Here is a 22,210-nt window from a genome sequence, read left to right as displayed (position 1 = left end):
AAAGCATGAACAACCCCGTAAACTTTGGATTTTTTGCGAACAAAGAGGATCTGTCATGTCGAATTTCTTTTGATTTACTGGACAAATTCAAGTAGAATGGAAGGAAATGAAAAAAGAGCTTAAAGGAGACTAGCTAGATGAAGACAAATCATTGCAAAATCGTCGACTGTACCATTCGTGACGGCGGCCTCGTGAACAATTGGGATTTCAGCATCGAATTCGTTCAGAATTTGTATGCCGGGTTGAACGAAGCTGGCGTTGACTATATGGAAATCGGCTATAAGAACTCTCCGAAATTGTTAAAAGGGGCAGATCAAGTCGGTCCATGGCGGTTTCTAAACGATGATTTTCTTCGCAAAGTCATTCCGCAAAAAGGAAATACGAAGCTATCCGCACTTGTTGATATCGGTCGTGTTGATGAAGATGACATCTTACCGCGTGAAGAAAGCATGTTGGATTTGATTCGCGTAGCTTGTTACATTAAAGATGTAGATAAAGCCTTGGATTTAGTGCAGAAATTCCATGACCTTGGTTATGAGACAACCGTGAATATTATGGCGCTGTCGAACGTTATGGAGCACGAGCTCATCGAAGCGTTCCAAATGATTCGCGAAAGTGTCGTTGATGTTGTATATATCGTAGACTCTTACGGCAGCCTAGATCATAACGATGTCAAACATTTGGTTGAGAAATTTAAACAGCATCTACCGAACAAACGTCTTGGCGTGCATACGCATAATAATATGCAGCTCGCATTCTCCAACACTTTAATTGCGGCGGAGTTAGGCGTTGAATTGTTAGATGCCTCGGTATACGGCATGGGTCGTGCGGCAGGGAACTGTCCTACGGAATTGCTTGTAACGCACCTAAAGCACAGTAAATATTCTTTACGTCCGGTATTGGATATTATTGAACGCTTCATGATTCCTCTTCGCGAGAAAGAAGAATGGGGTTACATCATCCCTTACATGATTACAGGTACACTAGACGAGCATCCACGTTCAGCGATGGCGCTTCGTGTCTCGGACGATAAAGATAAAGCGGTTGAGTTCTATGATCGTTTAACGACGCCTGAGACTGCGATACCTAAATCGAAATAATGCCATTGAAAAAGAGACCATGGATTTCGTGAATCACGATGTCCTGGTCTTTTTTCATACCAGGTTGACGATGCATAGAAACATATAACCGTTCGCTCTCGTCTAGAGGTTAGGTCATAAGAAGAAAAGAGGGAAATGTGATGAATGTTGCAAAAACACTGTTGTGCAACTTGGTGGTGTTATTAACCGTTACGGCTTGCAGCTCAGGCACGGAACCGAAGCCCGAGTATTCTGAAGATCAAGTAGGGAGCATTCAATCCGCTCCAGCACAGCAAAAATCGACCGTATCTAATGGAGAGAAAGAAGAAATTATCAAGAAACTCCAAGATGAATTAAGCAAACTGAATGAAGCAGCGGATGCAGTAACGTTGACAGAAAGCTACATTAAAAATACAGGCGAGAAGCAAGCCGATCATATGTTTATGACATTAGAAGATTTTTACGATAAGAATATAACGATTGCACAAGAAAGATTCAGTCGGACCGAGGTACAGGAAGCGCTTTTGAAAATCTCGTACCCCATCACAGCGGAAAAGGTAGCCACCATTCCCAACAAAGAGATTCGCCACATGGTAGAGCAGCAATTGAACGGAAAATATAAACTGGAATCCGCTGAAGGCATGATTTTTCCGGTCGTGGATTATGAGGGATTAAAGATGTTTCAGCCGTATCTCACCGTTTCCATGAAAGATTATATTAACCTGCAAGCGATTCAGTCCAATGAACCGGTCGCTAAGGACGCGGGGCTTGTGATTTCCAGAGAAGAATTGATGAAGCGGACCGAGCAAGTGGAGAAATACTTGTTGAAGTATCAACAGATGGCCCGTTATGATCGCGTGAAGCAAATGTATCTCAATCACTTACAGATGCTCTTGTTAGGCTTAAACAATACACCAACGTTTGACTATGATACCTACAAGCTGAATCCAGACGTAAAAAAGGAATTTCAGCAGCTCATAAACAAGCATCCTGATACGGTAACAAGCAGAGTTGTGGATCAATTTCTGCAAATTTTAAGTAAGACGAAGGATCATGTGTATACGAAGAAAGATGGGCAGCAGACGGATATTCTGGCTGTTCGCTCGTTCTTGGATGGGTTGGATGACACGGTAGAAAAGCTGATTCGTCAGATGACGACAGAAGGTTAAAGTGAAAGAGAAGAAGCAAAAGACCTGGAACTGCGAAGCGCAGTTTCCAGGTCTTTTTCGTTTTATCAGAACTAGCTATTTGATCACATCCACCATAAACAGTGTGTTCTCTGCCCAGTGTCCAGAATCCAAGTTACTAATTTGTACACCGGGGACACCCCAGGTGTGAATAAACTTGTTATTTCCCATATAGATCCCGACATGCCCAGGTATGGCATTGGTCTTAAAACGTCCCGGTACGCTAAATAAGATTAAGTCGCCGACTTTGAGATTGCTTTTGGTAACCCTGATGCCGCTTTTTCCTTGATCCTTGGCCAGACGAGGCAGACTTAACCCAAAATGTTGAAAGACGTGCTGCGTAAAGGAGGAGCAATCGAATGTATTAGTTTCTTCATAAGGACCTGCGCCGAATCTATAAGTCGTGCCCACGAAGTTTCTGGCGTAATCGACGAGTGCATTTCGATCGATGGAGGTATTTAAGGTCTGGAAACCTTTGCTGCGGTAGACTTGCATGGGTGCCTGATTCATTGCATGCACATCGTTAAGATGACCCAGCGTGATGACGCGTTGATTTTTATCCCAACGCATTTGGGTTTGTAAGAGCTGAGATAGGGACTCCGTCGTGAGATAGAGGTGACCTTTCAACCGAATAGGAGCCTTGCTTAACGTAATGGGTGTGCCTAGGGATACCGCTTGTCGATTGTTGTTCTGAATCTCGTACATGACATCGGTATACCCTATATTGGTCTTGTCTCCGCGGGTTTCCTGCATTCGCAATCCAAGCGATTGGACGGCATCCTCTACAGGAACCCAAGAGGTCCCATCTTGTTCTGTTAGCACCACTTGATCGGATATGACGCCTGTAGATGCATTCATCTGCGGATGATCCAGCGGTTTACTGCAAGATACCGTCCATACGAGACTCATGCCAATAAGGCATATGGAGAAGGTACGGTAAGGTGTTAGCTTCATCATCGTCTACACTCCAATAATGTTTTCTCATAGTGTGCAATATAGTTGTTGGTTCTATGTATGAGGTTATTTCATTATTTTCAGGAAAATGATTGACAAATGGTTCGGATTAAAATATATTATAACCAACGGTTAGTAACCAATGGTTATAAAAATTAAAGGAGGCTGAAGTGATCTTGAAAATGACAACAGAGAAGGGATCTCGGGCCGAGGAAACGAAGCGTCGAATCCTGCAGGCAGCGGGCGAATTATTTGCAGAACGTGGGTTTCAAGCTGTGACGATGCGAGAGATCGCGAAGCGGGCAGGTTGTTCACATACAGCGATATACATGCATTGCAAAGATAAAGAGGAGCTGCTTCATCAATTGGCGGTACCGCCACTAGAGGAATTCCGATCTGAACTGCAGACTTTGCTGGAAGCGAACCCCGTCGGTTCTGTTGCTGCACTGCAGCAAGCGAGTTTTGGATGGATGCGCTTTTCTCTCCAATATCGGAGTATTGCGTCGGTGATCGTAACCATGAAATCTGTACGTGTGGATGAACCGGCACCAGAGTTAAAGATCAACCAGATTCGATTAGTGATCTTTAACCTTTTAAGTGAAGTGCTTGTAAGGAGCTTGCCTGTTGGATTGACGGAGAATCAGAAATTAATGTGTTCACGCATATATTTTTACTTGCTCATGGGAGTTTTGAATACGTATATCGATAGCGAAGAGAACACGGCAGAATTACTTAAACGATTGACACCGATTTTAGAAGAATCAATGAATGTGATGCATGCTGGAATGCTCCAGCAATATGGAGAGGGGAATGGAAAATGAAGTGGACGAAGGTAACCGAACGGATTTGGAGATTGAAAAGCTGGTTGATGTATCCGATTATTCCGATTCATGTATGGCTTGTAAAGGATGAGACCTATGGAGGTTGGACGCTTGTCGATGCGGGGATGAAAGGCATTGCGCCAGCTGTGCTCCGACATATCGAAGAATTGAATGAAGGGCCGCTTCGGCGCATTATTCTAACGCATGGCCACACGGATCATATTGGTGCCATACAACCGATCGTAGACGCAACGAACGCGGCTGTCTATGCTTATGCAGAGGAGATCCCCTATATGGAGGGGGCGAAGATCTACCCTCGCCGCAAGAAAGCTGAGTTCAACGTAAAGCCAGGACTTGCACAGGCATTGCCTACGGATTCAGCAGGGAAGCTGCTAGCTATTGGCGGTCTGCAGCCTTATTTTGCTCCAGGTCATTCTCCAGGGCATGTTGTATATTATCATGAGCAGGATGATATATTGCTGGCTGGGGATCTGCTCACCTCCAATGCGAGGGGAACGAAGTTGAAAACGCCGATGGCGATGTTCACGGGGGATATGAACCAAGCGTTAGAGAGTGCGCGAATCATTGATAAATTGAAGCCTCGTCAGATCGAGGTATGCCATGGCAGCGCGGTATCGAATCCGGTTGCCCAGCTACAAGCGATATTCAGTTCGTAATAGGAAAAGGGAGCCGTGAAAAACAGCTCCCTTTCTATTTGCTCCCCCTCCAAATCAAATGGAGAAAGAAATCGCGTGTCTGCGGAAAAATGTTTTAATAAATGAGTCCATCAAGTAGAGGTGAGGGATTTTCTTGGAAGAGTTTACGTCCGCCTTTGGGAGCCCATTTTATCCCTCTCATCTAATCCAAGAAAATGGGCGGACAAGAGCGGCTGGAGAGAAAGCCCTCACCGGTACGCCGGGATGCATATTATTTAATCATGCTTTTCTTACTTTTCTTACTTTTCCCTTATGCTCCCAGATGTTCTTTCTTCATTTGTCATCCACCCGTACATATTCGCGTTCACCTGTACTTGGATTATAGTAGACCTGATACGTGAACCCGTCTTTCGGGTCAATGAAGACCTCGTTCGTCTTGACGAACTGACCGTTAAGGAGCGGGTTCATCGTCTCATTCGGTTTGCGGCGATAACGTTTGTCATAATAAGCCCAGCTTAACCATAGAAGGACAAGGAAGACAACAATATTGAGTCCCCACCATCCAAAAACCCACATCACGCTAATGGCCTCACGGTTACGGCTGTACCGTACGCAACGATCTCACTCATGTTCTGGCCTACATCTCCGCTGTCAAACCGCATCATGATGATCGCGTTCGCACCCATGGTATGGGCATTCTGCACCATGCGATCCATCGCCTGTCTCCGGGCATCCTCAATCATTTGCGTATATTGCTTGACTTCACCGCCAACTAATCCTTTCAGGGATGCCATAATGTCTCCGCCCAGGCCGCGCGCACGAACAACCACGCCAAATGTAGGTCCAAGAACTTCTGTTACTTCATAATTTGCTATATTTTCCGTCGTAGCTACGATCATAAAGAACAACTCCTTTTTTGTATATATTTTTCGCAAAGTCTTCCAGTAGTATTACGAAAGAAAGCTGGAAAAGTTGTGATTATTTTTTTGTTTAAAAATAAAATAAATATATTGAAATTTTATCCAATAATGTTATGATGAACCTACAGTCAAAATTAAAGCCCTTTAACTTTGTTGCAATCCATGCAGCACGACAATCCTACACGAGCGATGTATTACGAATTCATGAAATGAATGAATAGGCTTGAGTGGTTAGATTGCATGCGTGGATCACATCGGTAAAGGTTTTTTTGCATCCGAAAGTTAAAGCCCTTTAATTTTGATGAGAACAAAAGAAAATATAGAGGGGGAGGGGTAGAAAAGATGAAATTATCCGCAACCGGCAGAGAAAATTTTTATTTCTATATCTTCATCATGCCGTGGCTCATCGGATTTATCGTCTTTGCGTTATACCCAATATTAGCGTCGTTATATTACAGCTTTACGGAATACGACATTATCAGTACACCGAAGTTCGTCGGACTCGCGAATTACAAAGAGCTGTTCCAAGATGAATTATTCTACAAATCGATTTGGGTTACCGTCAAGTACACCATGATCAGCGTTCCGCTCACCCTATTATTATCTTTAATCTTCGCGATGCTGATCAATCAGAAAATTCCGGCTCAAGGGTTCTTCCGAACAGCAATGTACTTCCCGAGTATGGTATCCGGGGTGTCGATGTCCCTGCTCTGGTTCTGGATTTTCAACCCACAAATCGGGTTTTTCAACTACATCCTGTCCTGGTTCGGCATTCAACCGCAGCTTTGGTTTTTGGACGAGAAATTAGCTTTGTGGGCATTGATTATTATGTCCTTCTGGGGCATGGGCGGCGGCATGTTGATTTTCCTCGCTGCACTGCAAGGGGTGCCTGCAAGCTTACTTGAAGCCGCAAGACTAGATGGAGCCGGCCGTTGGTCTACGTTCCGAAATGTTACGTTTCCTATGATTTCTCCGATTTTCTTGTTTCAACTCATCATGGCTATTATCGAATCCTTCCAAGTCTTTACACCCGCGTACGTGATGACCCAAGGAGGTCCCAATTACTCCACACGCTTCTATGTCTTTCATTTATACGAATCCGCTTTCAAAAATTTCCGACTCGGCTATGCTTCTGCGATGGCTTGGTTACTCTTGATCGCCGTATTAATCATTACTTATATCATCATGAAGACATCCAACCGCTACGTGTATTATGAGGGGGGAAAAGAATCATGACCCAAAAGATTACCCTCGGCCGCAGTATAGCCTTCCTCATCTTAGTCGTGTGTACGGCCGCGATGATTTCTCCCGTAATCTTCATGATCTCGACTGCGCTCAAAACGAAGAGCGAAATGATGTTATTCCCGCCCACCTGGATTCCGCAAACCTTTCAATGGAAGAACTTCACGGAGTTATTCACCAATGATGAGATCAAATTCGGCATTCTCTATCAGAACAGTGTCATTATTGCATTCTTCACCGTCATTGGGACGGTTCTATCGTCTGCCTGTGTCGCCTATGGATTCTCCCGCTATCACGGTAAAGGACGCAATCTCATGTTCATGCTGATGATCTCGACCATGATGCTGCCTTATCCCGCGATCATGATCCCTCAATTTTTATTGTTTTCGAAGTTGGAGTGGATGGATAGCTTCTTGCCGTTGATTGTACCTGCTTTTTTCGGCTCAGCCTATCAGATTTTTCTGCTGCGTCAATTTTTTAACACATTGCCCAATGAGTTATATGATTCCGGGAAAATAGACGGTTGCAGTGAGTTCCGGATGTTCTGGAATCTTGCATTGCCGTTATCAGGGCCTGCGCTTGCGACGGTCGCGATTTTCTCGTTCGTATGGAGCTGGAATGATCTGCTGGGTCCAGTTCTCTATCTGAGCTCTCAAGAGAAATTTACGTTACCTATCGGTATGGCGGCTATGATCTCATCGAAATTCCGGATTGCGCCATGGAATTTGCTTATGTGTGCGGCGATTATGGCGGTTCTTCCGGTGGTTGCTTTATTTGCGATCGCGCAGAAGCGATTTACAGAAGGTATTGTGCTGACGGGTATTAAGTAGTCGCGAATGGCGATTGTTTAATCTATACATTTTAAGGGGGAAATAAACATGAAAAAAACGCGTAGCGTCTGGCGTAACTTGTTAGGTACTGCATTGGTATTATCCTTATTTTTAACCGCATGTAGTAGTAAATCATCCAGTGGAAGCAGTGGAGACCCCGTTACGATTACGTATTACACCATTGACTCTCCGGATCGCACCTATGTAGAGAAGCTTATCCCGGAATTTGAGAGCAAACATCCGAACATTAAAGTAAAGGTCGATAAAGCTCCTTATGAACAGTTCGATTCGAAGCTTCAAGCGAATATCGCAGCTAAGAAATCGCCCGATATTACATCGCACTTCGGGTATGGCGGTTTTATGGAGTACTACAATAAAGGTTTACTTACGGATTTATCAGATATCATGAAAGAGGATAACTTCAAAGCTGCGGATTACGGTATTCAAGAAGAGCTGATGAATATCTACAAAGTCAATGGGAAGACCTATGGTATTCCTTCGAACAACTACGTCACATTGATGCTCTATAATAAGGATCTGTTCGATAAAGCGGGCGTAGCTTATCCGCCGTCGGATTATGAAGATGCAAGCTGGACATTCGATAAAATGGTTGAGATGGCCGAGAAGTTGACGGTTCAATCGGATGACATTACGAAAGCGCAGTACGGTGTGGATTTCGGCTGGGGTGAGTTGGATATGCGTCCTACGTATTTCGGAGCGAAGGTATATTCCGATGATACATGGACGAACGGCGGTAAACCTAGTGAGACATATTTTGGCTCCCCGGAAGCGATTGCTGCTTATCAGAAGTGGATCGGCATGATCTGGGATAAAAAAGTATCTCCGCCACCAGCGTTCTCCAAAGCTGTAGCCGGTCAATTCGGAGATCCGTTCCTCTCTGGTAAAATTGCGATGTCTGTCGTCGGTTCCTGGAGCTTGGCAAGTCAGAAGGATTTCAATTTTAAAGTCGGTGTCGCCGCGGTTCCGACTGGCGGAAATGATAAAGTGCGCAGTGTGCTGTACGTTGACCCGTTGTTCGTGCTGAAAGACTCGAAGCATCCGAAGGAAGCCTATGAATTCATCAAATATATGATTTCCAAGGATGTTCAAGAGCAATCGATCGAATTGAGCGGAGGAACGCCTCCGATCAATGACAGTGCGAAAGAGAAATATTATAATAACTTTGAAGGTATCGATCCGAATATTATTAAGCAAGTATATGAAGGTGCCAACAAGTACGGCGTCGAATCTTATAATCACCTCGTAGCGAATTACTCTCAGATCAATGAGTTGTTCATTAATGAACTCCAATCGGTGCAGAATGGGGATCAGAAAGTGGAAGCCGCGCTCCCAGTCATTCAGGAGAAGCTGACCAAATTATTGGAACGCGTGAATAAATAAGGGGTAACCCTTGACGTAGTAGGAGAGAAGAAACGATGAAAGTAAGCATTTTTGATGTTGCAAGAAAGTCCGGTTTATCGGTTGTCACGGTATCTCGCGTGCTGAATAATTCACCGTCTGTGCGGGAGAAAAATCGTCAGCGGGTACTCAATGCGATGAAAGAGCTGGATTATCATCCGAATGCGGCTGCACGGTCGTTGGCAAGAGGCAAGACGCGCATCGTAGGTCTGATCGCAACGACCTTACAGGATTCCTTTCTGGATGAAGTTATGCGAGAGATTACGACGGCCCTTGAATCTCACGGGTACTTCCTGGCGCTGTCAGTCTCCGCGGATAAGCAAGATAAGAATCATTACCTAATTCAAGAGGAACGGGTAGATGGGCTGATTCTGTTATCCCCTATTCATGAAGCTGAGTATGTTTATGAATTAAACAAGCGGAACCTTCCGTTTGTGCTCGTGGATAACCAGACGAATATTCCATCGACATCGAGCGTGATTGTGGAAAATGATAAAGGCGGGTACGATGCGACGAAATATTTGCTGGAGTTAGGGCATACGAAAATTGCACATATTCGAGGACCGCATTTATTCCGAAGCGCGAATGAACGGGAGAAAGGATTCTTGCGTGCCCTTCGTGAAGCGGGATTGGAGCCTTTTGCCGTGGAACAAGGCGAATTCTCCATCAATGAGGGGTATCGCATTGCACGGAAGTGGCTGGATGAAGACCGGTTGCCGACCGCTATTTTCGCAGGAGATGACTATTTGGCTACAGGTGTGATCAATGCCTTGTTGGAAGCAGGGATTCGCGTGCCTGAACAAGTGTCGGTTATTGGTTATGATGACCAGTTCCTTGCGCAAGAACTTCGACCTCTTCTAACGACGGTAAGACAGCCAGCGCAACAAATCGCACATCATACCGTAGATATTATTTTGAAGTTGATTCAAGGCACATTACAGGATAGTGTTACCGTGAAGCTCCGTCCTGAACTTATTATTCGTGATTCTACGCAACGATTGAAACCATAAACGAAGCCTGCTGCTCTGTTGGATACAGAGTGGTGGGCTTTTGTACCATTTTGAAGTAAACTGAAGGGAATGAAGATGTCTAATAGCCTAAAGGAGCTGAGTAGAGCTCATGTCTTACAAGTGGATTAAGCGGTTGATCTTATGGATCCCGACGATTACGATCGGATTGTGGGAATACGCTCGACATACCGTTTTGCTTCCTTATATCTCGATGAATTTAGGGAACGTGCTGGCGGCCGTCATTATCTTTATTATAACGATTACGATTCTGCGTCATTTATTCGCTCGACTTGAGGATGTACAGGAGAAGCTGAATGAAGAGCGATCTTTGAAAGCGGCATTGCAGGAACGGGAGAAATTGGCCCAAGAGCTGCATGACGGGATTTCACAATCTTTGTTCATGTTATCGGTGAAGTTAGATCAGCTTGAGATGGCGAAGGACGAAGAGGATCGGATCGAAAAAGTGGACAAGCTTCGGGAAAAAGTACGGTACGTCTACGACGATGTGCGGCAAGCTATAAGCAACCTGCGAACAGATCCGGAGCCGTCAGACATGCCTTGGTCACAATCGCTGCTGATGATGATGGAAGAGTTCAAACATGACTCCGGGATTGAACTCCATTTGGATTGGCAATTATCCGAAGATCCCCTGACAGCCAAAGAAAAGATTGAGCTTTTTGCATGCCTGCGTGAAGCGCTCGTGAATGTACAAAAACATGCCCAAGCTTCTGACGTGTGGATTACAGGGGTTTCTACGGCAGATGGATTCCATTGCGTGGTGAAGGATAATGGGCGTGGATTTACTTCCGATCCTTTTCAGGTCAAGGGAAGATTCGGCTTGCAAATGATGAAGGACCGCGCAGCGAGTATGGGATGGGTCTTGGATTTGACGCGTGAAGAGAAGTATACGATCGTAAATATACGTAAAGGAAGGAAGGACGTCATATGACAGCATTTCGCGTCTTAATTGTGGATGATCATGCACATGGTCGGGAGGGAATGCGGGATATTCTATCCATGGACCTGGAGTTCGAGGTGGTGGCCGAGGCAACGAACGGATTGGAGGCGATCCAATTAACCGAGCAATATATGCCGGACCTTATTCTGATGGATATCTCGATGCCGGAGATGGACGGGCTGCAAGCGACGAAGCATATCAAAGAATCCTACCCCTATGTCAAAATCGTGATGGTTACCGTATCCGATGATATTACGCATCTATTCGAAGCATTGAAACGCGGTGCTCAAGGCTATTTGCTCAAGAACTTGAAGCCTTCGGCTTGGCATGAATATTTGCGTGCTATTGCCATTGATGAAGCACCGATGTCGAAGGAGTTAGCATTCCGTATCTTGCAGGAGTTCCATCCGCGGGAAATGAAGCAAGTTGCCACTGCCAGCCCGTTAACCGTTCGTGAAAAAGAAATTTTGGAGCGCGTTGCTAAGGGAGAGTCGAATCGAGAGATCGCCGAGGTGCTGACCATCTCCGAGCATACGGTAAAGAACCATCTGAAAAACATATTGCAGAAGCTGCATCTAGAGAACCGTGTTCAGTTGACGCGATATGCGATTGAGAACGGGCTAATTCTTTAAAATAAAAAAATATAAAAAAAGTATTGCAAAGATTCTGGAACCATGATATATTATTACTTGTCGCCGCAATGGTGACGAGCAGTAATGAAGAAACACCGCTTCGGGATGTAGCTCAGCTTGGTAGAGCACCTGGTTTGGGACCAGGGGGTCGCATGTTCAAATCGTGTCATCCCGACCATTATTTGCGGGTGTAGTTCAATGGTAGAACTTTAGCCTTCCAAGCTAATAGCGTGGGTTCGATTCCCATCACCCGCTCCAGTTAATCAAAAAAGCAACCACCCATTGGGTGGTTTTTTGTTGTTTGGAGCGGTGCGAGAAATGAACGGACACAGGAGCCCTTATTCTGCAAAAAGCATTCAAAATGCTGGTTGAACGGACACAGGAGCCCTTAATCTACTATAAATAGGGTATATACTCATTATTAGTATAGAATAAGGGCATCTGAGTCCGCAAAAGCGGCTAATCTGTGATTATAGCAAAGAATAAGGTCTCTCATGTCCGCTTTTGCTCCCGGATTTCTACGACAGTTGATTTGAAATACCAATCCGCCTCTCCTATCGACCAACGTATAGGTTTACACAATAAAGAACCGTCGGGTGATCTTCCCTGATGGTTTTTCTCATCGCTACTCCCACACATAATCGATTAAACGGTTAACCACAAGAATAACGCCGAAAATGGTTGCCCATGTTGATTTTCCTCGGCGGTACAGTGCATAAATCGAAATTGCGAATACGCCTAATCCGATGGCTTGCTGAATGACATAGGGCAATTTATAGGTGGCATGCGGAGCGACGTATAGTCCCCAGATGAACGCAGCGAGTATAGGCGCACCCAAACCGCAGATTATTTTGATGCCCCACCCTTTGCGAATTGTAAATCCCCAATATCCTAGCGCGGCAAGGGCGCAGAGTTCTAATAGAAAACTTATGGCTAAGTTCAGATTTAAAATGATCGTCAAATGAGACTGCCTCTTCCTTGTCCTGAATGGTATATATTGTAACTATGCAGGCGCGAATTATTGTGTTTAGTCGACAAAATCAACCTATTATTTTTTCACCCTTCGGTAAACTCCCTTTATATATCCACGTTTCTATCATTTGATTAAAAAAATCAGGCTTTGCCATAGAAATTCCGTGCCCCATTTTAGGTATGATGACACCTGCACAATTTGAATTGCTTGCCACAATATCCTTTGCAGATTTTTTCATAACGGCTTTTTCTCGTTCGCCCACAGTAACCAATATCTTTCCATTCGCTTTTTTAAAATCCTTAGGTATTTCAAATGACATATTTTCCTCTAATATTCGAACAAGCGTATCTGGTCTCATATGACTGCTCTCTTTATAATACTTTTCGAAATATTCTTTATTCACATATAATGTTTGTGCTTGTAGTTTGGCAAACAACCTATTTCGCATTAATGGAGATGTTAATCGAATAGAAGGTCGAATCCACTTCTTGATATATGTAATAGGTCTCACCAAAGCACTATTTATCATTGCAAAGTCAATCAAATCTGGTTTCATACTCACGAGTTGAATCGTTACTTGAGCGCCCAAAGAAAACCCAATAACGATCACTTTCTTACCTTTTGCTTTTTCTTGGATTAATTCGATTAGTTGATCTGCGCTATTTTAATTGAAAAGTCTACCTCATCATTACTCAGACCTTGCTCCGGTAAATCTGGAACAACACAATGAAAATTAGTAAAGTATTGAATTTGCTTATCCCACATCCAACCGCTCACTCCACCGCCATGTAAAAATAACATCAGAGCAGCGTTTATATCACCATATTCCTGATAATGCAAAGCCATCTCAATCATCCCTCTCTTCTTTGTAATGATCCGCTTTTTTGAATTTACTTAGCAATTCCCTTTCGCAATAACTTGTAATTTTTCTAGTATTTTCGTCAACTGTTTCAATTCTTCTAGAGATAGCCTTCCATAGACCTCTCTATTAATTTCATCCTTCAAAAAGGCTAAATCTTTAAAATATTGATTGGCTTTATCAGCGAGATTCAAGATAATTTCACGGCGATTCTTCGGATTAATAAACCTTTCAACATAACCTTTATCCTCTAATTTATTTAGCAGCTGACTTACTGCACTTGTTGAAACATTTAACTTATCTGCTAAATCTTTTGTTGAGGTAACACCTGCTTTTATTAATTCAAGTAATAATACTTGCTTTGTTGTTAGCTCATTATCCAGCTTGCCCTCATATTTTTTTGCTATTTGGATATTTATCTCGTTATGTAAAACGTTTATATGATTAATATAATGATCCTTCATTCCACACGATACCTCGCTTAATTATTAAGTTTACTTAACTATAAAGCTTGTTTAATAAAATATAAATATTAAACGGCATTGATGGTAGTTCACGATTTTCTCTTGCCCATTTTCAACCTCGGTTAATTCGTCAAGCATGATTTCGGTTTTGAACCAAAATTTCTTTTGGAATTTTTGCAACATCATGCAACCTAAACACGAGGTGACCGCATCTACATGGTAGAATACTTCAAAGAAAGTCCCGGCAGGTGGGAGCGTGAGATATGGCAAACCGGGGAGTTGCAAGGGAAGTGGAGCAACAATTGGCAGCGCGGATGAAGCAGGGGGATCAGACGGCGCTCGCGGAGCTCATGGATCTGTATGGAACGGGGATTTATCGTACAGCCGTCTTGTTAATGAAGGATATACATTTGGCAGAGGATGCAAGTCAGGAGGCTTTTATCAAAGCGTATCAAAGGATACATCAATTTACAGGGCAAGGATCGCTGTATGGATGGCTCTTAACAATAACGTTGAACCAGTGCCGGACTTGGATGCGCAAGAGTGCGTGGAGACGATTATTCTATCGAGCGGTGCCGGAGGAAACGATGATCCCTAGACCAACCGAAGTTGATCATCAAGGACCAGAGCAGTCCTTTCTTCGTCAAGAGCTACTGGGACAGGTGTACCAATTACCTTATAAATATCGAGAGGTCATCATTCTTCATTATTATCAAGATTTATCGGTATATGAGATAAGCGAATATTTGGGGGAGCGGGAAGGGACAGTCAAAAGTAAATTATTTCGTGGCAGAGCACTGCTAAAAAACGTACTCGAGAAGGAGGAATGGCAAGATGAAGGATCGGGATGACCTGCATCAACAGTTGGAGAAGGCCGTACACAACATCCATTTCGACGAACACATGAAGCAACATGTCCTGAACCATGCGAAGCCTTCATTCTGGGAACGTGAAATTCAAATTCCAATTTCGATCATCGTGGTGCCGGCGCTGCTTATGGTGATCGTGAGTGTCGGGTTATTCCATGCGCATACTTGGTTCGGAACGGATTCGAAAAAGGGGCTTAATAATCCGAACAAGATGGTTACGCTGCATAGCGGTACGTTTTATGAACAAGAGCTGGAGAAAAGGAGAACATCATGGTGATTCGGTTAAAAGTAAAGACGCTGGCGATCCTGATTGTCCTCCTTGTCATGGCATCGGTGATCGCTGTTGTAAATCTGCCGTCTAATTTATTGCGCTCGGGGGCATATGATGCGGTGATCCGCTATTTTCCTTGGAGTAGCGAGGTGCCTGATGCGCTAATTCTAGCTGGACAGAACGCGGTACCTAATATAGATGAATCGGATGAATTGCTGTATATGATGAGTGACGGGGATCGAGCATCTTTTTCGAATTCAGGCATCACGGTAGAGAATCAAGAAAAGGCGATTCAATATTACGAACAATTTCTCCGTGACTATCCCGATGATCCAAGAGTGAATGACTTCGTATTATGGCAGTTAACCTTGCTTCATCGAAAAAAGGGGGACATCACCCGCACGGAAGAACTGTTGAACCAACTCGTGAAACTGCCTGCGAAGTCTGCGGAAGCTCAAAGATTATTATACGAAGTTAAACGAATCCAATCCGAACCCGGGGAGCATCTAGCGGTCAAGGGGAGCGTCCGATTTAATGGAGAACCAAGATCAGGAGTCGTCTTATTTCTAAAGAGCCGAAGTACGATAGGCGGATTCTCGAGCAATGAAATTTATCAGTCGGATTCCATCACGGTGATGACCGATAAAGACGGGAATTATTCGTTCTATGATGTGCCTCCGGGGGAGTATTTGGTCGGTGTCGCGGTTCCTTATCCCAGCGTGGAAGGCTATTTTTTGCTGCCGCACAAAGAAAAGTTTGTTGTCGTGGAATCTTCTAAGACAAAAGATTATGACGTGGATTTTATACCTTTAATGGAGCTTGTTTCGCCAATGGATAACGAAATGATTCAAGGATCGACGATCCAATTTGAGTGGAAACCCGTGAAGGGAGCGCAGTATTATCAAGTCTCACTTACTTCTCTGGAGCGTTCTAGGGAAGATGGTCGGATCGTTGGTTCTTTAACAAGACCTTTAACAGAGAAATGGATGGGTACTTCTGCTTCATATAACATCGAGGCTTTACAAACACAGTATACAGGCTCTTCGAAATCACACGCAGCAGGGGACGATAAGAATAAAGCTGCGCTAGATCCTAATTCCATACTGGGTCTTCTGTATCCTGGCGGCGAGTTTAGTTGGTCCGTCGATGCGTATGGGACAAAAGGTGAGAAGATCGGCAGCAGCAGCGGATACTATCGATTAGACTCGGCTATTCCGTTCTTTACGATTAATGCGGCTGGCGAATCCGAAGGAGATCGTTATGCAAGGCAGTATGATTATGAGAAAGCGATCCAGGCGTATGAGCAAGAAATTCCTGATCCCAAAGCCGTTCGCAAGCTGGCGCTGATCTATGATTACGGCATCACTTGGGAGGATCATGGGAACCCGCACAAAGCGCTGCCGTATTGGGAAATGCTTCAGAATCCGACGGCTATGGATCAACTGATGATGGCGGACGATTATCAAAAGACGGGGGAGCCCGAGAAGGCGATCGCGATTTATGAGAAGTTAGCTGAACAGGGCGAATCTCGAGCGGAAGAGAAATTAGGCGATGATTATCGGACACGCGGGATGCGTAACGAGGCTATGCAGATGTATAAACGAATGCTTCAGCATGCCCCTGAACCAACGGGCGAGAAATTGGTGTTGATGCATCTATTGGATGGGGATATCGACGAAGCACGCAAGGTGGCAGAAGAGGCACCTATTGATTACGCAAAGGAAAATTTGCATGCACTTATGATGAAGGTAGAGGAAAAAGATGTAAGCAATACGCAGTTCATGCAAGGCCTTGAAGGAATCGAATTAGGAAAAAGTTCGCAGGTGGATCAAGCTGTTGCTGCATTAAAACAAGATGACCCCAATTTGGCGACTATTTTAAAAGTTTTACGATATTACGTGAAGTAGACACAACTTGGGATCCACCAACGGTATAACATGAAAAAGCTTCTTCGAACACACCAGTGTGAGCGAAGAAGCTTTTTTGTGCAAATATGAGAAAGCATTAGCTGCGCAAATATTTCTCGCTGAAACGCTATACGTCCTTGAAAAGGACTCCGTAGGCGTTTTTGCTTGTTACGATTGAATAGGTATCCAAATCTCAGAATAAAGATCAGGGCTGGAAGGATCCTCTTTGCTGTAGACTTCCATCTCAGGAATCCCCGCTGCGTGCGTATAGCCGCTCGTTGGGAACCATTCCGAAAAGATTTGCTTCCATGCATTCTGCATCGCGTCCGGCATCGGACCTCGTACTTCGAATACAACCCACTTTGCCGCGGGTATTTCTAAAGATGAGAATCCTTCAGGCGCTGTACCATCGTACGTCGTAGCAATCCAGTAATCCATATCGGTACCGGATGGGGTGTCGCGATGGTCAACGCATACGCCTAATACGCCAGGAATGACATCGTTATTGAGTTGAAATAATTGATCGTCGATGCCGTTTTGATTCACCTCCGCCCACATTTTTGGAATCCCAATGAGATTCTCTCCGTTTGTGCTTGAAAAACCTTGTTTGATTCCTGTAATTTGAAAAGCTTCTTTGTCAACAAAATGATACTGCATAGGTTCCGCTCCCTTCAGACTTACCTGGATAACCAGGCGATTGTAAGACGTGAATTTTCCGATTGTTTTGCGTGCTTCGCTAGGCGTGACGCCATGCTGCCTGCTGAATGCTTTGGAGAAAGCTTCAGGTGTGTCGTACCCGTATTTGAAGGCGACATCAATGATTTTACCGCTCTCTCGGGACAATTCTTGAGCGGCGAGGGTTAATCGCCGGCGTCTTATATAATCTCCTACGGTAATGTCGGTTAAGATGGAGAACGTCCGCTGAAAGTGAAATGAAGAGGCGTTCGCCTGCTGCGCAATCTCTTCGATCGTGATGGGTTCTAGGATATGATCTTCCATATAGTCAATCGCCTTCTGTAAGGATTCGATCCATGCCATGTTGTATCGCTCACTCCTTTATGTAAATTGTAATCATTGGGGATGTTTTTATCCTGCTTTTTTGTGCGCTCTTGTGTCATGTTTCGTTTTCGGAATCGAGTTGATTATACAAGATTCATGTAAGGATAGGGAAGCAGCCTCTAATGAAGAGAGTTTAAAAATGTTCATTTAAGTTCGAAACTAACGTTTACTTCGAGGACTAAATGAACTATAATGAACCTAATTAATCGATTAGGAGATGATCTCATGGAAGTACGTTACGCATCACATCCCAATGAAGTTAAACAATTTGATACCGAGCGCTTGCGTCAGGAATTTTTAATTAACTCTTTATTCGTACCGGGCCAATTGCAATTGGTATACACGCATGTGGACCGCTTTATCGTTGGCGGTGTCATTCCAACGAAAGAACCTGTGAAGCTGGAAGCGGATGCGAAAGACATGGGAACGGAATATTTCTTGGAGCGTCGTGAAATCGGGATTATTAACATCGGTCCTGCCGGCGTGGTTACTGTCGATGGCGTTCGTTACGAAATGCAGACAAAAGATTGCTTGTATATCGGACTGGGTTCGAAGGAAGTGTTGTTCGAGAGTGTAGATGAAGCAAATCCTGCACGCTTCTATTTGAATTCTACGCCGGCTCATAAGCAATATCCAACGGTGAAATCCGCGCTTGAAGAAGCGTCTCCGAACCATTTGGGCAGCATTACGAACTCGAATGAACGTACGATTTACCGTTTCATTCATCAGAATGGCGTACAAAGCTGTCAGTTGGTGATGGGCATGACATTACTCAAGCCAGGCAACATGTGGAACACCATGCCTTGCCATACGCATAATCGCCGTTCAGAAGTATATTTGTATTTTGATATGCCGGAAGATGGCGTTGTATTTCACTTGATGGGTGAGCCGGATGAGACTCGCCACGTGGTGATGCGTAATGAACAAGCTGTTATTTCACCAAGTTGGTCCATTCATAGCGGTGTAGGAACAAGCAATTATACATTCATTTGGGGCATGGCTGGTGAGAACCAAACGTTCGAGGATATGGACGCCGTAGCGATGCAGGATATAAAATAGAAACAAACTCTTAGGTGAAATGGTGGAACTTTGATGAACAGTATACGACGGCATGAGAAAATAATGGAAGTGTTGCTCTCTAAACGCGAAGTGACCGTGAATGATTTAAGTGAGCAGTTGCAGGTCACAGGCAAGACGATTCGCGAGGATTTAAGCAAGCTGGAGGAACAGGGACTGCTCCTTCGCGTGCATGGAGGCGCTATTCTTAAGCACCCAGACCAGCTCGGCATGCTGTCCGTCAAAGAGCCTCATACACAGCATCTGGAAGATAAGACATCCATCGCAGCAAGAGCGATGAAATATATTGCCCCGGATGACATTATCGCGTTGGACGGCGGCAGCACGACACTTGAAATGGCTCGTTTGTTAGATAACCAGCCCTATACCGTGATCACGAATGATCTTTATATCATCAATACCTTATCGGCCAAGGATCAAATTCGCTTGGTTGTTCCAGGTGGGTATCGTGTTCGGAATATGTTGGTTGGTGTCGAGGCAATCGAATACATCCGAAAGTTAAATGTACAAAAAACATTTATCTCTGCGACAGGCGTTCATTTGGAACATGGGCTTTCGGTCTATACTGGTGATTTCATTGAGATGAAACGAGCCATGATTGAGATCGCACAGCATGTGTATGCTGTTGCAGATCATTCGAAGTTCGATCGGACGGCATTACGAACGGTGGCTCCATTAGATGAACTCGATGGGATTATTACGGATGGCAAGCTTCCGCGAGAAGTCTATGAACGATATACTAACGTGGGTGTATTCATTGACCAATCTTGAGAGGGTGTAATACACATGGCATTATTTGATCTTACAGGAAAAGTGGCCGTCGTTACCGGCGGGGGTGTTGGACTTGGCCGTGGGATGAGCTTGGCACTTGCTGAAGCGGGGGCTGACATTGTGCTTGTATCGAGTTCCGTTTATCCAGAGACGGTGCAAGAGATCGAAGCGCTTGGGCGTAAAGCCGTATATGTGCAAGCGGATTTGGGACAAAAGGATGCGATTCAAGGCGTTGTGGCTCAATGTGTTCAAGCCTTTGGCAAAGTGGATATTCTGGTGAATAATGCAGGAATTATCAAAAGAACACCTTTTGCAGATCACAGCGCTGAGGATTGGCAAGCCGTGATGGATCTGAACTTAAATGCTGTATTTTATTTAAGCCAAGCGTTTGGGCGCCACATGATTGAGCGCGGCAGCGGGAAAATCATTAACATTGCATCCATGTTGACCTTCCAGGGCGGAATCAACGTTCCTGGATATACGGCTAGCAAACATGCGGTTGCCGGTCTGACGAAAGCAATGGCAAATGAATGGGCCTCCAAAGGGGTACAAATTAACGCGATTGCACCTGGCTACATGACGACAGCGAACACGGCTCAAATTCGGGCGGATGAGGAGCGTTATCAATCCATTACGGTTCGTATTCCGGCGGCACGTTGGGGAACACCGGAAGATCTTCAGGGTCCGGTTGTATTCCTAGCTTCTCAAGCATCGGATTATGTGAACGGACATGTCTTATGCGTCGATGGCGGATGGATGGTTCGCTAGAGGCGATAATAGACGAGACTTGACTTGCATACGGTCCCTTTTTTGCATATAATATAACCTAATTGCATGAATGAAGTTAAAATGCGATGACGGAGATAAGTACGCAGTGCCTCTAGAACAGGGAGGAGATGCCACAGATTGAGAGCATCTCTATAGAACAAGGCTGTCGAAATTCACTCCTGAGCAGTTCCTTGAACGATGCGGCTTACAAGAGCACATTCATTAGAGGATACCGGATTCGAACCGTTACTCGATGTAAAGTGAGAGATTTGTCTTATCGATAAGGCAATTGTCTAACAAGGGTGGTACCACGGTCTTTTCGTCCCTTACGGGAGAAGAGGCCTTTTTTTATTGCTCTTTAACAGAGCGAATTTGCAGAAGGGGGTTCACCAATTTATGAAAAATCGATTGGAACAATTAAAAGCATCGGCGCTGTCCGCACTCACTGAAGTGATTGAGCCGCAGCATCTACAGGATTTACGCGTAAAGTACCTTGGTAAAAAAGGGGAGCTAACTGAAATTCTTCGCGGAATGGGCGCATTAAGCGCTGAGGAACGTCCTGTCATCGGGCAAGTTGCCAATGATGTACGCGGAGCGATTGAAGAGGTCATTGAACGTCTTCAAGATAAATTCCAACAAGAAGAGACTGCCAAACGTCTGCAAGCGGAAACGATTGATGTCACACTGCCAGGGAAACCCATGGCACGCGGTGCCGTTCATCCCTTACAGAAAGTAATTACGGAAATTGAAGATATCTTCGTAGGTATGGGCTATCGTGTGGCAGAAGGTCCTGAGGTAGAAAGTGATTATTTCAACTTCGAAGCGCTCAATTTGCCCAAAAACCATCCCGCTCGCGATATGCAGGATTCGTTCTATGTGACAGATGAAATCTTAATGCGTACACAAACATCTCCTGTTCAAGTACGTACCATGCAAGCCATGAATGGTGAACCTATCAAGATCATCTGTCCTGGTAAAGTGTATCGACGCGACGATGACGATGCGACGCACTCCTTCCAGTTCTATCAAATTGAAGGTCTTGTTATTGATAAGAACATTCGGATGAGCGATTTGAAAGGAACCTTGCTGCAATTCGCGCAGCAAATGTTCGGTAAAGACATGCAAATCCTTCTTCGCCCAAGCTTCTTCCCATTCACAGAGCCAAGTGCAGAGGTTGACGTGACTTGCGTACACTGCGGCGGACAAGGATGCCGTATTTGTAAGCATACAGGTTGGTTAGAAATTCTAGGTTCCGGCATGGTGCATCCAGAAGTGCTGCGCATGGGTGGTTACGATCCAGAAGAATATAGCGGCTTCGCATTCGGGATGGGTGCAGACCGAATCGCGATGTTGAAATACGGTATTGACGATATTCGTCATCTATATACGAATGATCTCAGATTCTTACAACAATTTGGGCGGATGTAGCCGTATAGACGGTTATCCAATCGGGCGTTACACGCTTATTAGCAATCCATTACGAT

At 44.6% G+C, this 22,210-nt stretch carries 23 protein-coding genes, 2 tRNA genes, 1 pseudogene and 1 other annotated feature; of the genes and pseudogenes, 19 read left to right on the top strand and 7 right to left on the bottom strand.

Features of this window, described 5'->3' with window-relative positions; translation table 11 throughout:
* Positions 1–137: 137 nt before the first annotated feature.
* Complete coding sequence (locus BVG16_RS16795) at positions 138–1,100, top strand: aldolase catalytic domain-containing protein (RefSeq protein WP_078499831.1); 963 nt, start codon at positions 138–140, stop codon at positions 1,098–1,100.
* Positions 1,101–1,240: 140 nt separating this feature from the next.
* Positions 1,241–2,248 carry a hypothetical protein gene (locus BVG16_RS16790; protein ID WP_078499830.1) on the top strand — a complete coding sequence of 336 codons (1,008 nt, stop codon included), beginning with the start codon at positions 1,241–1,243 and terminating at the stop codon, positions 2,246–2,248.
* A 75-nt stretch (positions 2,249–2,323) separates the two neighbouring features.
* Here the strand turns inward: BVG16_RS16790 and BVG16_RS16785 are convergent, their stop codons facing one another.
* On the bottom strand, positions 2,324–3,223 hold the full coding sequence (locus BVG16_RS16785; RefSeq protein WP_078499829.1) for a C40 family peptidase: 900 nt from the start codon (positions 3,221–3,223) through the stop codon (positions 2,324–2,326).
* Between the two features lie 179 nt (positions 3,224–3,402).
* Between BVG16_RS16785 and BVG16_RS16780 the strand changes: the two genes are divergently transcribed.
* Positions 3,403–4,041, top strand: a complete 639-nt coding sequence (locus BVG16_RS16780) for a TetR/AcrR family transcriptional regulator (RefSeq protein WP_233147079.1) — start codon at positions 3,403–3,405, stop codon at positions 4,039–4,041.
* Complete coding sequence (locus BVG16_RS16775) at positions 4,038–4,718, top strand: MBL fold metallo-hydrolase (protein ID WP_078499827.1); 681 nt, start codon at positions 4,038–4,040, stop codon at positions 4,716–4,718. Before BVG16_RS16780 ends, BVG16_RS16775 begins: the two co-directional genes overlap by 4 nt.
* Before the next feature lie 312 nt (positions 4,719–5,030).
* On the opposite strand, the gene BVG16_RS16770 is transcribed toward BVG16_RS16775, so the two are convergent.
* Positions 5,031–5,276, bottom strand: coding sequence for an HD family phosphohydrolase (locus tag BVG16_RS16770; RefSeq protein ID WP_144027409.1), 246 nt, complete (start codon positions 5,274–5,276; stop codon positions 5,031–5,033).
* Positions 5,273–5,596: a YbjQ family protein gene (locus BVG16_RS16765; RefSeq protein ID WP_078499825.1), complete on the bottom strand. Its 324-nt coding sequence runs from the start codon at positions 5,594–5,596 to the stop codon at positions 5,273–5,275. The genes BVG16_RS16770 and BVG16_RS16765 overlap by 4 nt, the downstream gene beginning before the upstream one ends.
* 363 nt (positions 5,597–5,959) lie before the next feature.
* Here BVG16_RS16765 and BVG16_RS16760 point away from each other — a divergent pair, with 363 nt between their 5' ends.
* The 8 genes from BVG16_RS16760 to BVG16_RS16725 all read left to right on the top strand — a co-directional run bounded on the left by BVG16_RS16760 (position 5,960) and on the right by BVG16_RS16725 (position 11,966).
* Positions 5,960–6,853 carry a carbohydrate ABC transporter permease gene (locus BVG16_RS16760; protein WP_078499824.1) on the top strand — a complete coding sequence of 298 codons (894 nt, stop codon included), beginning with the start codon at positions 5,960–5,962 and terminating at the stop codon, positions 6,851–6,853.
* Entirely contained in the window at positions 6,850–7,689 is an 840-nt protein-coding gene (locus BVG16_RS16755; RefSeq protein WP_078499823.1) for a carbohydrate ABC transporter permease, read from the top strand. Before BVG16_RS16760 ends, BVG16_RS16755 begins: the two co-directional genes overlap by 4 nt.
* Positions 7,690–7,737: 48 nt before the next feature.
* Entirely contained in the window at positions 7,738–9,090 is a 1,353-nt protein-coding gene (locus BVG16_RS16750; protein ID WP_078499822.1) for an ABC transporter substrate-binding protein, read from the top strand.
* A 35-nt stretch (positions 9,091–9,125) separates the two neighbouring features.
* Positions 9,126–10,118: a LacI family DNA-binding transcriptional regulator gene (locus BVG16_RS16745; RefSeq protein ID WP_078499821.1), complete on the top strand. Its 993-nt coding sequence runs from the start codon at positions 9,126–9,128 to the stop codon at positions 10,116–10,118.
* A gap of 109 nt (positions 10,119–10,227) precedes the next feature.
* On the top strand, positions 10,228–11,067 hold the full coding sequence (locus BVG16_RS16740) for a sensor histidine kinase (protein WP_078499820.1): 840 nt from the start codon (positions 10,228–10,230) through the stop codon (positions 11,065–11,067).
* Positions 11,064–11,708 carry a response regulator gene (locus tag BVG16_RS16735; RefSeq protein WP_078499819.1) on the top strand — a complete coding sequence of 215 codons (645 nt, stop codon included), beginning with the start codon at positions 11,064–11,066 and terminating at the stop codon, positions 11,706–11,708. The genes BVG16_RS16740 and BVG16_RS16735 overlap by 4 nt, the downstream gene beginning before the upstream one ends.
* A gap of 101 nt (positions 11,709–11,809) precedes the next feature.
* Positions 11,810–11,886 (top strand) — tRNA-Pro (locus BVG16_RS16730).
* Positions 11,887–11,892: 6 nt separating this feature from the next.
* Positions 11,893–11,966: transfer RNA gene (locus tag BVG16_RS16725), tRNA-Gly, on the top strand.
* Positions 11,967–12,333: 367 nt separating this feature from the next.
* Here the strand turns inward: BVG16_RS16725 and BVG16_RS16720 are convergent.
* The 3 genes and pseudogenes from BVG16_RS16720 to BVG16_RS16710 all read right to left on the bottom strand — a co-directional run bounded on the left by BVG16_RS16720 (position 12,334) and on the right by BVG16_RS16710 (position 14,004).
* Entirely contained in the window at positions 12,334–12,669 is a 336-nt protein-coding gene (locus BVG16_RS16720; RefSeq protein ID WP_078499818.1) for a YrdB family protein, read from the bottom strand.
* A gap of 79 nt (positions 12,670–12,748) precedes the next feature.
* Positions 12,749–13,527: pseudogene (locus BVG16_RS16715) on the bottom strand (alpha/beta fold hydrolase).
* Between the two features lie 48 nt (positions 13,528–13,575).
* Complete coding sequence (locus tag BVG16_RS16710) at positions 13,576–14,004, bottom strand: MarR family winged helix-turn-helix transcriptional regulator (protein ID WP_078499817.1); 429 nt, start codon at positions 14,002–14,004, stop codon at positions 13,576–13,578.
* A gap of 263 nt (positions 14,005–14,267) precedes the next feature.
* On the opposite strand from BVG16_RS16710, the gene BVG16_RS16705 reads away from it, so the two are divergent.
* From BVG16_RS16705 to BVG16_RS16695, 3 genes are read left to right on the top strand one after another with little or no spacing between them, the layout of a single operon-like run.
* Positions 14,268–14,855, top strand: coding sequence for an RNA polymerase sigma factor (locus BVG16_RS16705; protein WP_078499816.1), 588 nt, complete (start codon positions 14,268–14,270; stop codon positions 14,853–14,855).
* Positions 14,839–15,150 carry a hypothetical protein gene (locus BVG16_RS16700; protein WP_078499815.1) on the top strand — a complete coding sequence of 104 codons (312 nt, stop codon included), beginning with the start codon at positions 14,839–14,841 and terminating at the stop codon, positions 15,148–15,150. The genes BVG16_RS16705 and BVG16_RS16700 overlap by 17 nt, the downstream gene beginning before the upstream one ends.
* A complete protein-coding gene (locus tag BVG16_RS16695; RefSeq protein ID WP_078499814.1) occupies positions 15,144–17,051 on the top strand; it encodes a tetratricopeptide repeat protein in 1,908 nt (635 codons plus the stop codon). Before BVG16_RS16700 ends, BVG16_RS16695 begins: the two co-directional genes overlap by 7 nt.
* Before the next feature lie 168 nt (positions 17,052–17,219).
* On the opposite strand, the gene BVG16_RS16690 is transcribed toward BVG16_RS16695, so the two are convergent.
* Positions 17,220–18,089 (bottom strand): AraC family transcriptional regulator, encoded by an 870-nt coding sequence (locus BVG16_RS16690; RefSeq protein ID WP_078499813.1) that lies wholly within the window; start codon positions 18,087–18,089, stop codon positions 17,220–17,222.
* Positions 18,090–18,335: 246 nt separating this feature from the next.
* Here BVG16_RS16690 and kduI point away from each other — a divergent pair, with 246 nt between their 5' ends.
* From kduI to pheS, 4 genes are all read left to right on the top strand, one after another.
* The gene (gene kduI / locus BVG16_RS16685) at positions 18,336–19,169 is read left to right on the top strand and encodes a 5-dehydro-4-deoxy-D-glucuronate isomerase (RefSeq protein WP_078499812.1); all 834 of its coding nucleotides are present in this window, start codon (positions 18,336–18,338) and stop codon (positions 19,167–19,169) included.
* A gap of 33 nt (positions 19,170–19,202) precedes the next feature.
* Positions 19,203–19,958: a DeoR/GlpR family DNA-binding transcription regulator gene (locus BVG16_RS16680; protein ID WP_078499811.1), complete on the top strand. Its 756-nt coding sequence runs from the start codon at positions 19,203–19,205 to the stop codon at positions 19,956–19,958.
* A 15-nt stretch (positions 19,959–19,973) separates the two neighbouring features.
* Entirely contained in the window at positions 19,974–20,726 is a 753-nt protein-coding gene (gene kduD / locus BVG16_RS16675; RefSeq protein ID WP_078499810.1) for a 2-dehydro-3-deoxy-D-gluconate 5-dehydrogenase KduD, read from the top strand.
* Between the two features lie 77 nt (positions 20,727–20,803).
* Positions 20,804–21,056 (top strand) — a binding site (T-box leader).
* 66 nt (positions 21,057–21,122) lie between these two features.
* Positions 21,123–22,154 (top strand): phenylalanine--tRNA ligase subunit alpha, encoded by a 1,032-nt coding sequence (gene pheS / locus BVG16_RS16670; protein ID WP_078499809.1) that lies wholly within the window; start codon positions 21,123–21,125, stop codon positions 22,152–22,154.
* The last annotated feature ends 56 nt before the right edge of the window (positions 22,155–22,210 follow it).

It is taken from the genome of Paenibacillus selenitireducens (assembly GCF_002021565.1).
GTDB lineage: Bacteria > Bacillota > Bacilli > Paenibacillales > Paenibacillaceae > Paenibacillus_K > Paenibacillus_K selenitireducens.
The sequence above is the reverse complement of the archived record's forward strand: the minus strand, read 5'-3'. Positions and strand labels throughout refer to the sequence as shown.

Excerpts from the sequence above, each read along its gene's own strand:
- BVG16_RS16795 (WP_078499831.1), top strand. The coding sequence starts at position 138 with ATGAAGACAAATCATTGCAAAATCGTCGACTGTACCATTCGTGACGGC.
- BVG16_RS16790 (WP_078499830.1), top strand. The coding sequence starts at position 1,241 with ATGAATGTTGCAAAAACACTGTTGTGCAACTTGGTGGTGTTATTAACC.
- BVG16_RS16785 (WP_078499829.1), bottom strand. The coding sequence starts at position 3,223 with ATGATGAAGCTAACACCTTACCGTACCTTCTCCATATGCCTTATTGGC.
- BVG16_RS16780 (WP_233147079.1), top strand. The coding sequence starts at position 3,403 with ATGACAACAGAGAAGGGATCTCGGGCCGAGGAAACGAAGCGTCGAATC.
- BVG16_RS16775 (WP_078499827.1), top strand. The coding sequence starts at position 4,038 with ATGAAGTGGACGAAGGTAACCGAACGGATTTGGAGATTGAAAAGCTGG.
- BVG16_RS16765 (WP_078499825.1), bottom strand. The coding sequence starts at position 5,596 with ATGATCGTAGCTACGACGGAAAATATAGCAAATTATGAAGTAACAGAA.
- BVG16_RS16760 (WP_078499824.1), top strand. The coding sequence starts at position 5,960 with ATGAAATTATCCGCAACCGGCAGAGAAAATTTTTATTTCTATATCTTC.
- BVG16_RS16755 (WP_078499823.1), top strand. The coding sequence starts at position 6,850 with ATGACCCAAAAGATTACCCTCGGCCGCAGTATAGCCTTCCTCATCTTA.
- BVG16_RS16750 (WP_078499822.1), top strand. The coding sequence starts at position 7,738 with ATGAAAAAAACGCGTAGCGTCTGGCGTAACTTGTTAGGTACTGCATTG.
- BVG16_RS16745 (WP_078499821.1), top strand. The coding sequence starts at position 9,126 with ATGAAAGTAAGCATTTTTGATGTTGCAAGAAAGTCCGGTTTATCGGTT.
- BVG16_RS16740 (WP_078499820.1), top strand. The coding sequence starts at position 10,228 with ATGTCTTACAAGTGGATTAAGCGGTTGATCTTATGGATCCCGACGATT.
- BVG16_RS16735 (WP_078499819.1), top strand. The coding sequence starts at position 11,064 with ATGACAGCATTTCGCGTCTTAATTGTGGATGATCATGCACATGGTCGG.
- BVG16_RS16710 (WP_078499817.1), bottom strand. The coding sequence starts at position 14,004 with ATGAAGGATCATTATATTAATCATATAAACGTTTTACATAACGAGATA.
- BVG16_RS16705 (WP_078499816.1), top strand. The coding sequence starts at position 14,268 with ATGGCAAACCGGGGAGTTGCAAGGGAAGTGGAGCAACAATTGGCAGCG.
- BVG16_RS16700 (WP_078499815.1), top strand. The coding sequence starts at position 14,839 with ATGAAGGATCGGGATGACCTGCATCAACAGTTGGAGAAGGCCGTACAC.
- BVG16_RS16695 (WP_078499814.1), top strand. The coding sequence starts at position 15,144 with ATGGTGATTCGGTTAAAAGTAAAGACGCTGGCGATCCTGATTGTCCTC.
- BVG16_RS16690 (WP_078499813.1), bottom strand. The coding sequence starts at position 18,089 with ATGGCATGGATCGAATCCTTACAGAAGGCGATTGACTATATGGAAGAT.
- kduI (WP_078499812.1), top strand. The coding sequence starts at position 18,336 with ATGGAAGTACGTTACGCATCACATCCCAATGAAGTTAAACAATTTGAT.
- BVG16_RS16680 (WP_078499811.1), top strand. The coding sequence starts at position 19,203 with ATGAACAGTATACGACGGCATGAGAAAATAATGGAAGTGTTGCTCTCT.
- kduD (WP_078499810.1), top strand. The coding sequence starts at position 19,974 with ATGGCATTATTTGATCTTACAGGAAAAGTGGCCGTCGTTACCGGCGGG.
- pheS (WP_078499809.1), top strand. The coding sequence starts at position 21,123 with ATGAAAAATCGATTGGAACAATTAAAAGCATCGGCGCTGTCCGCACTC.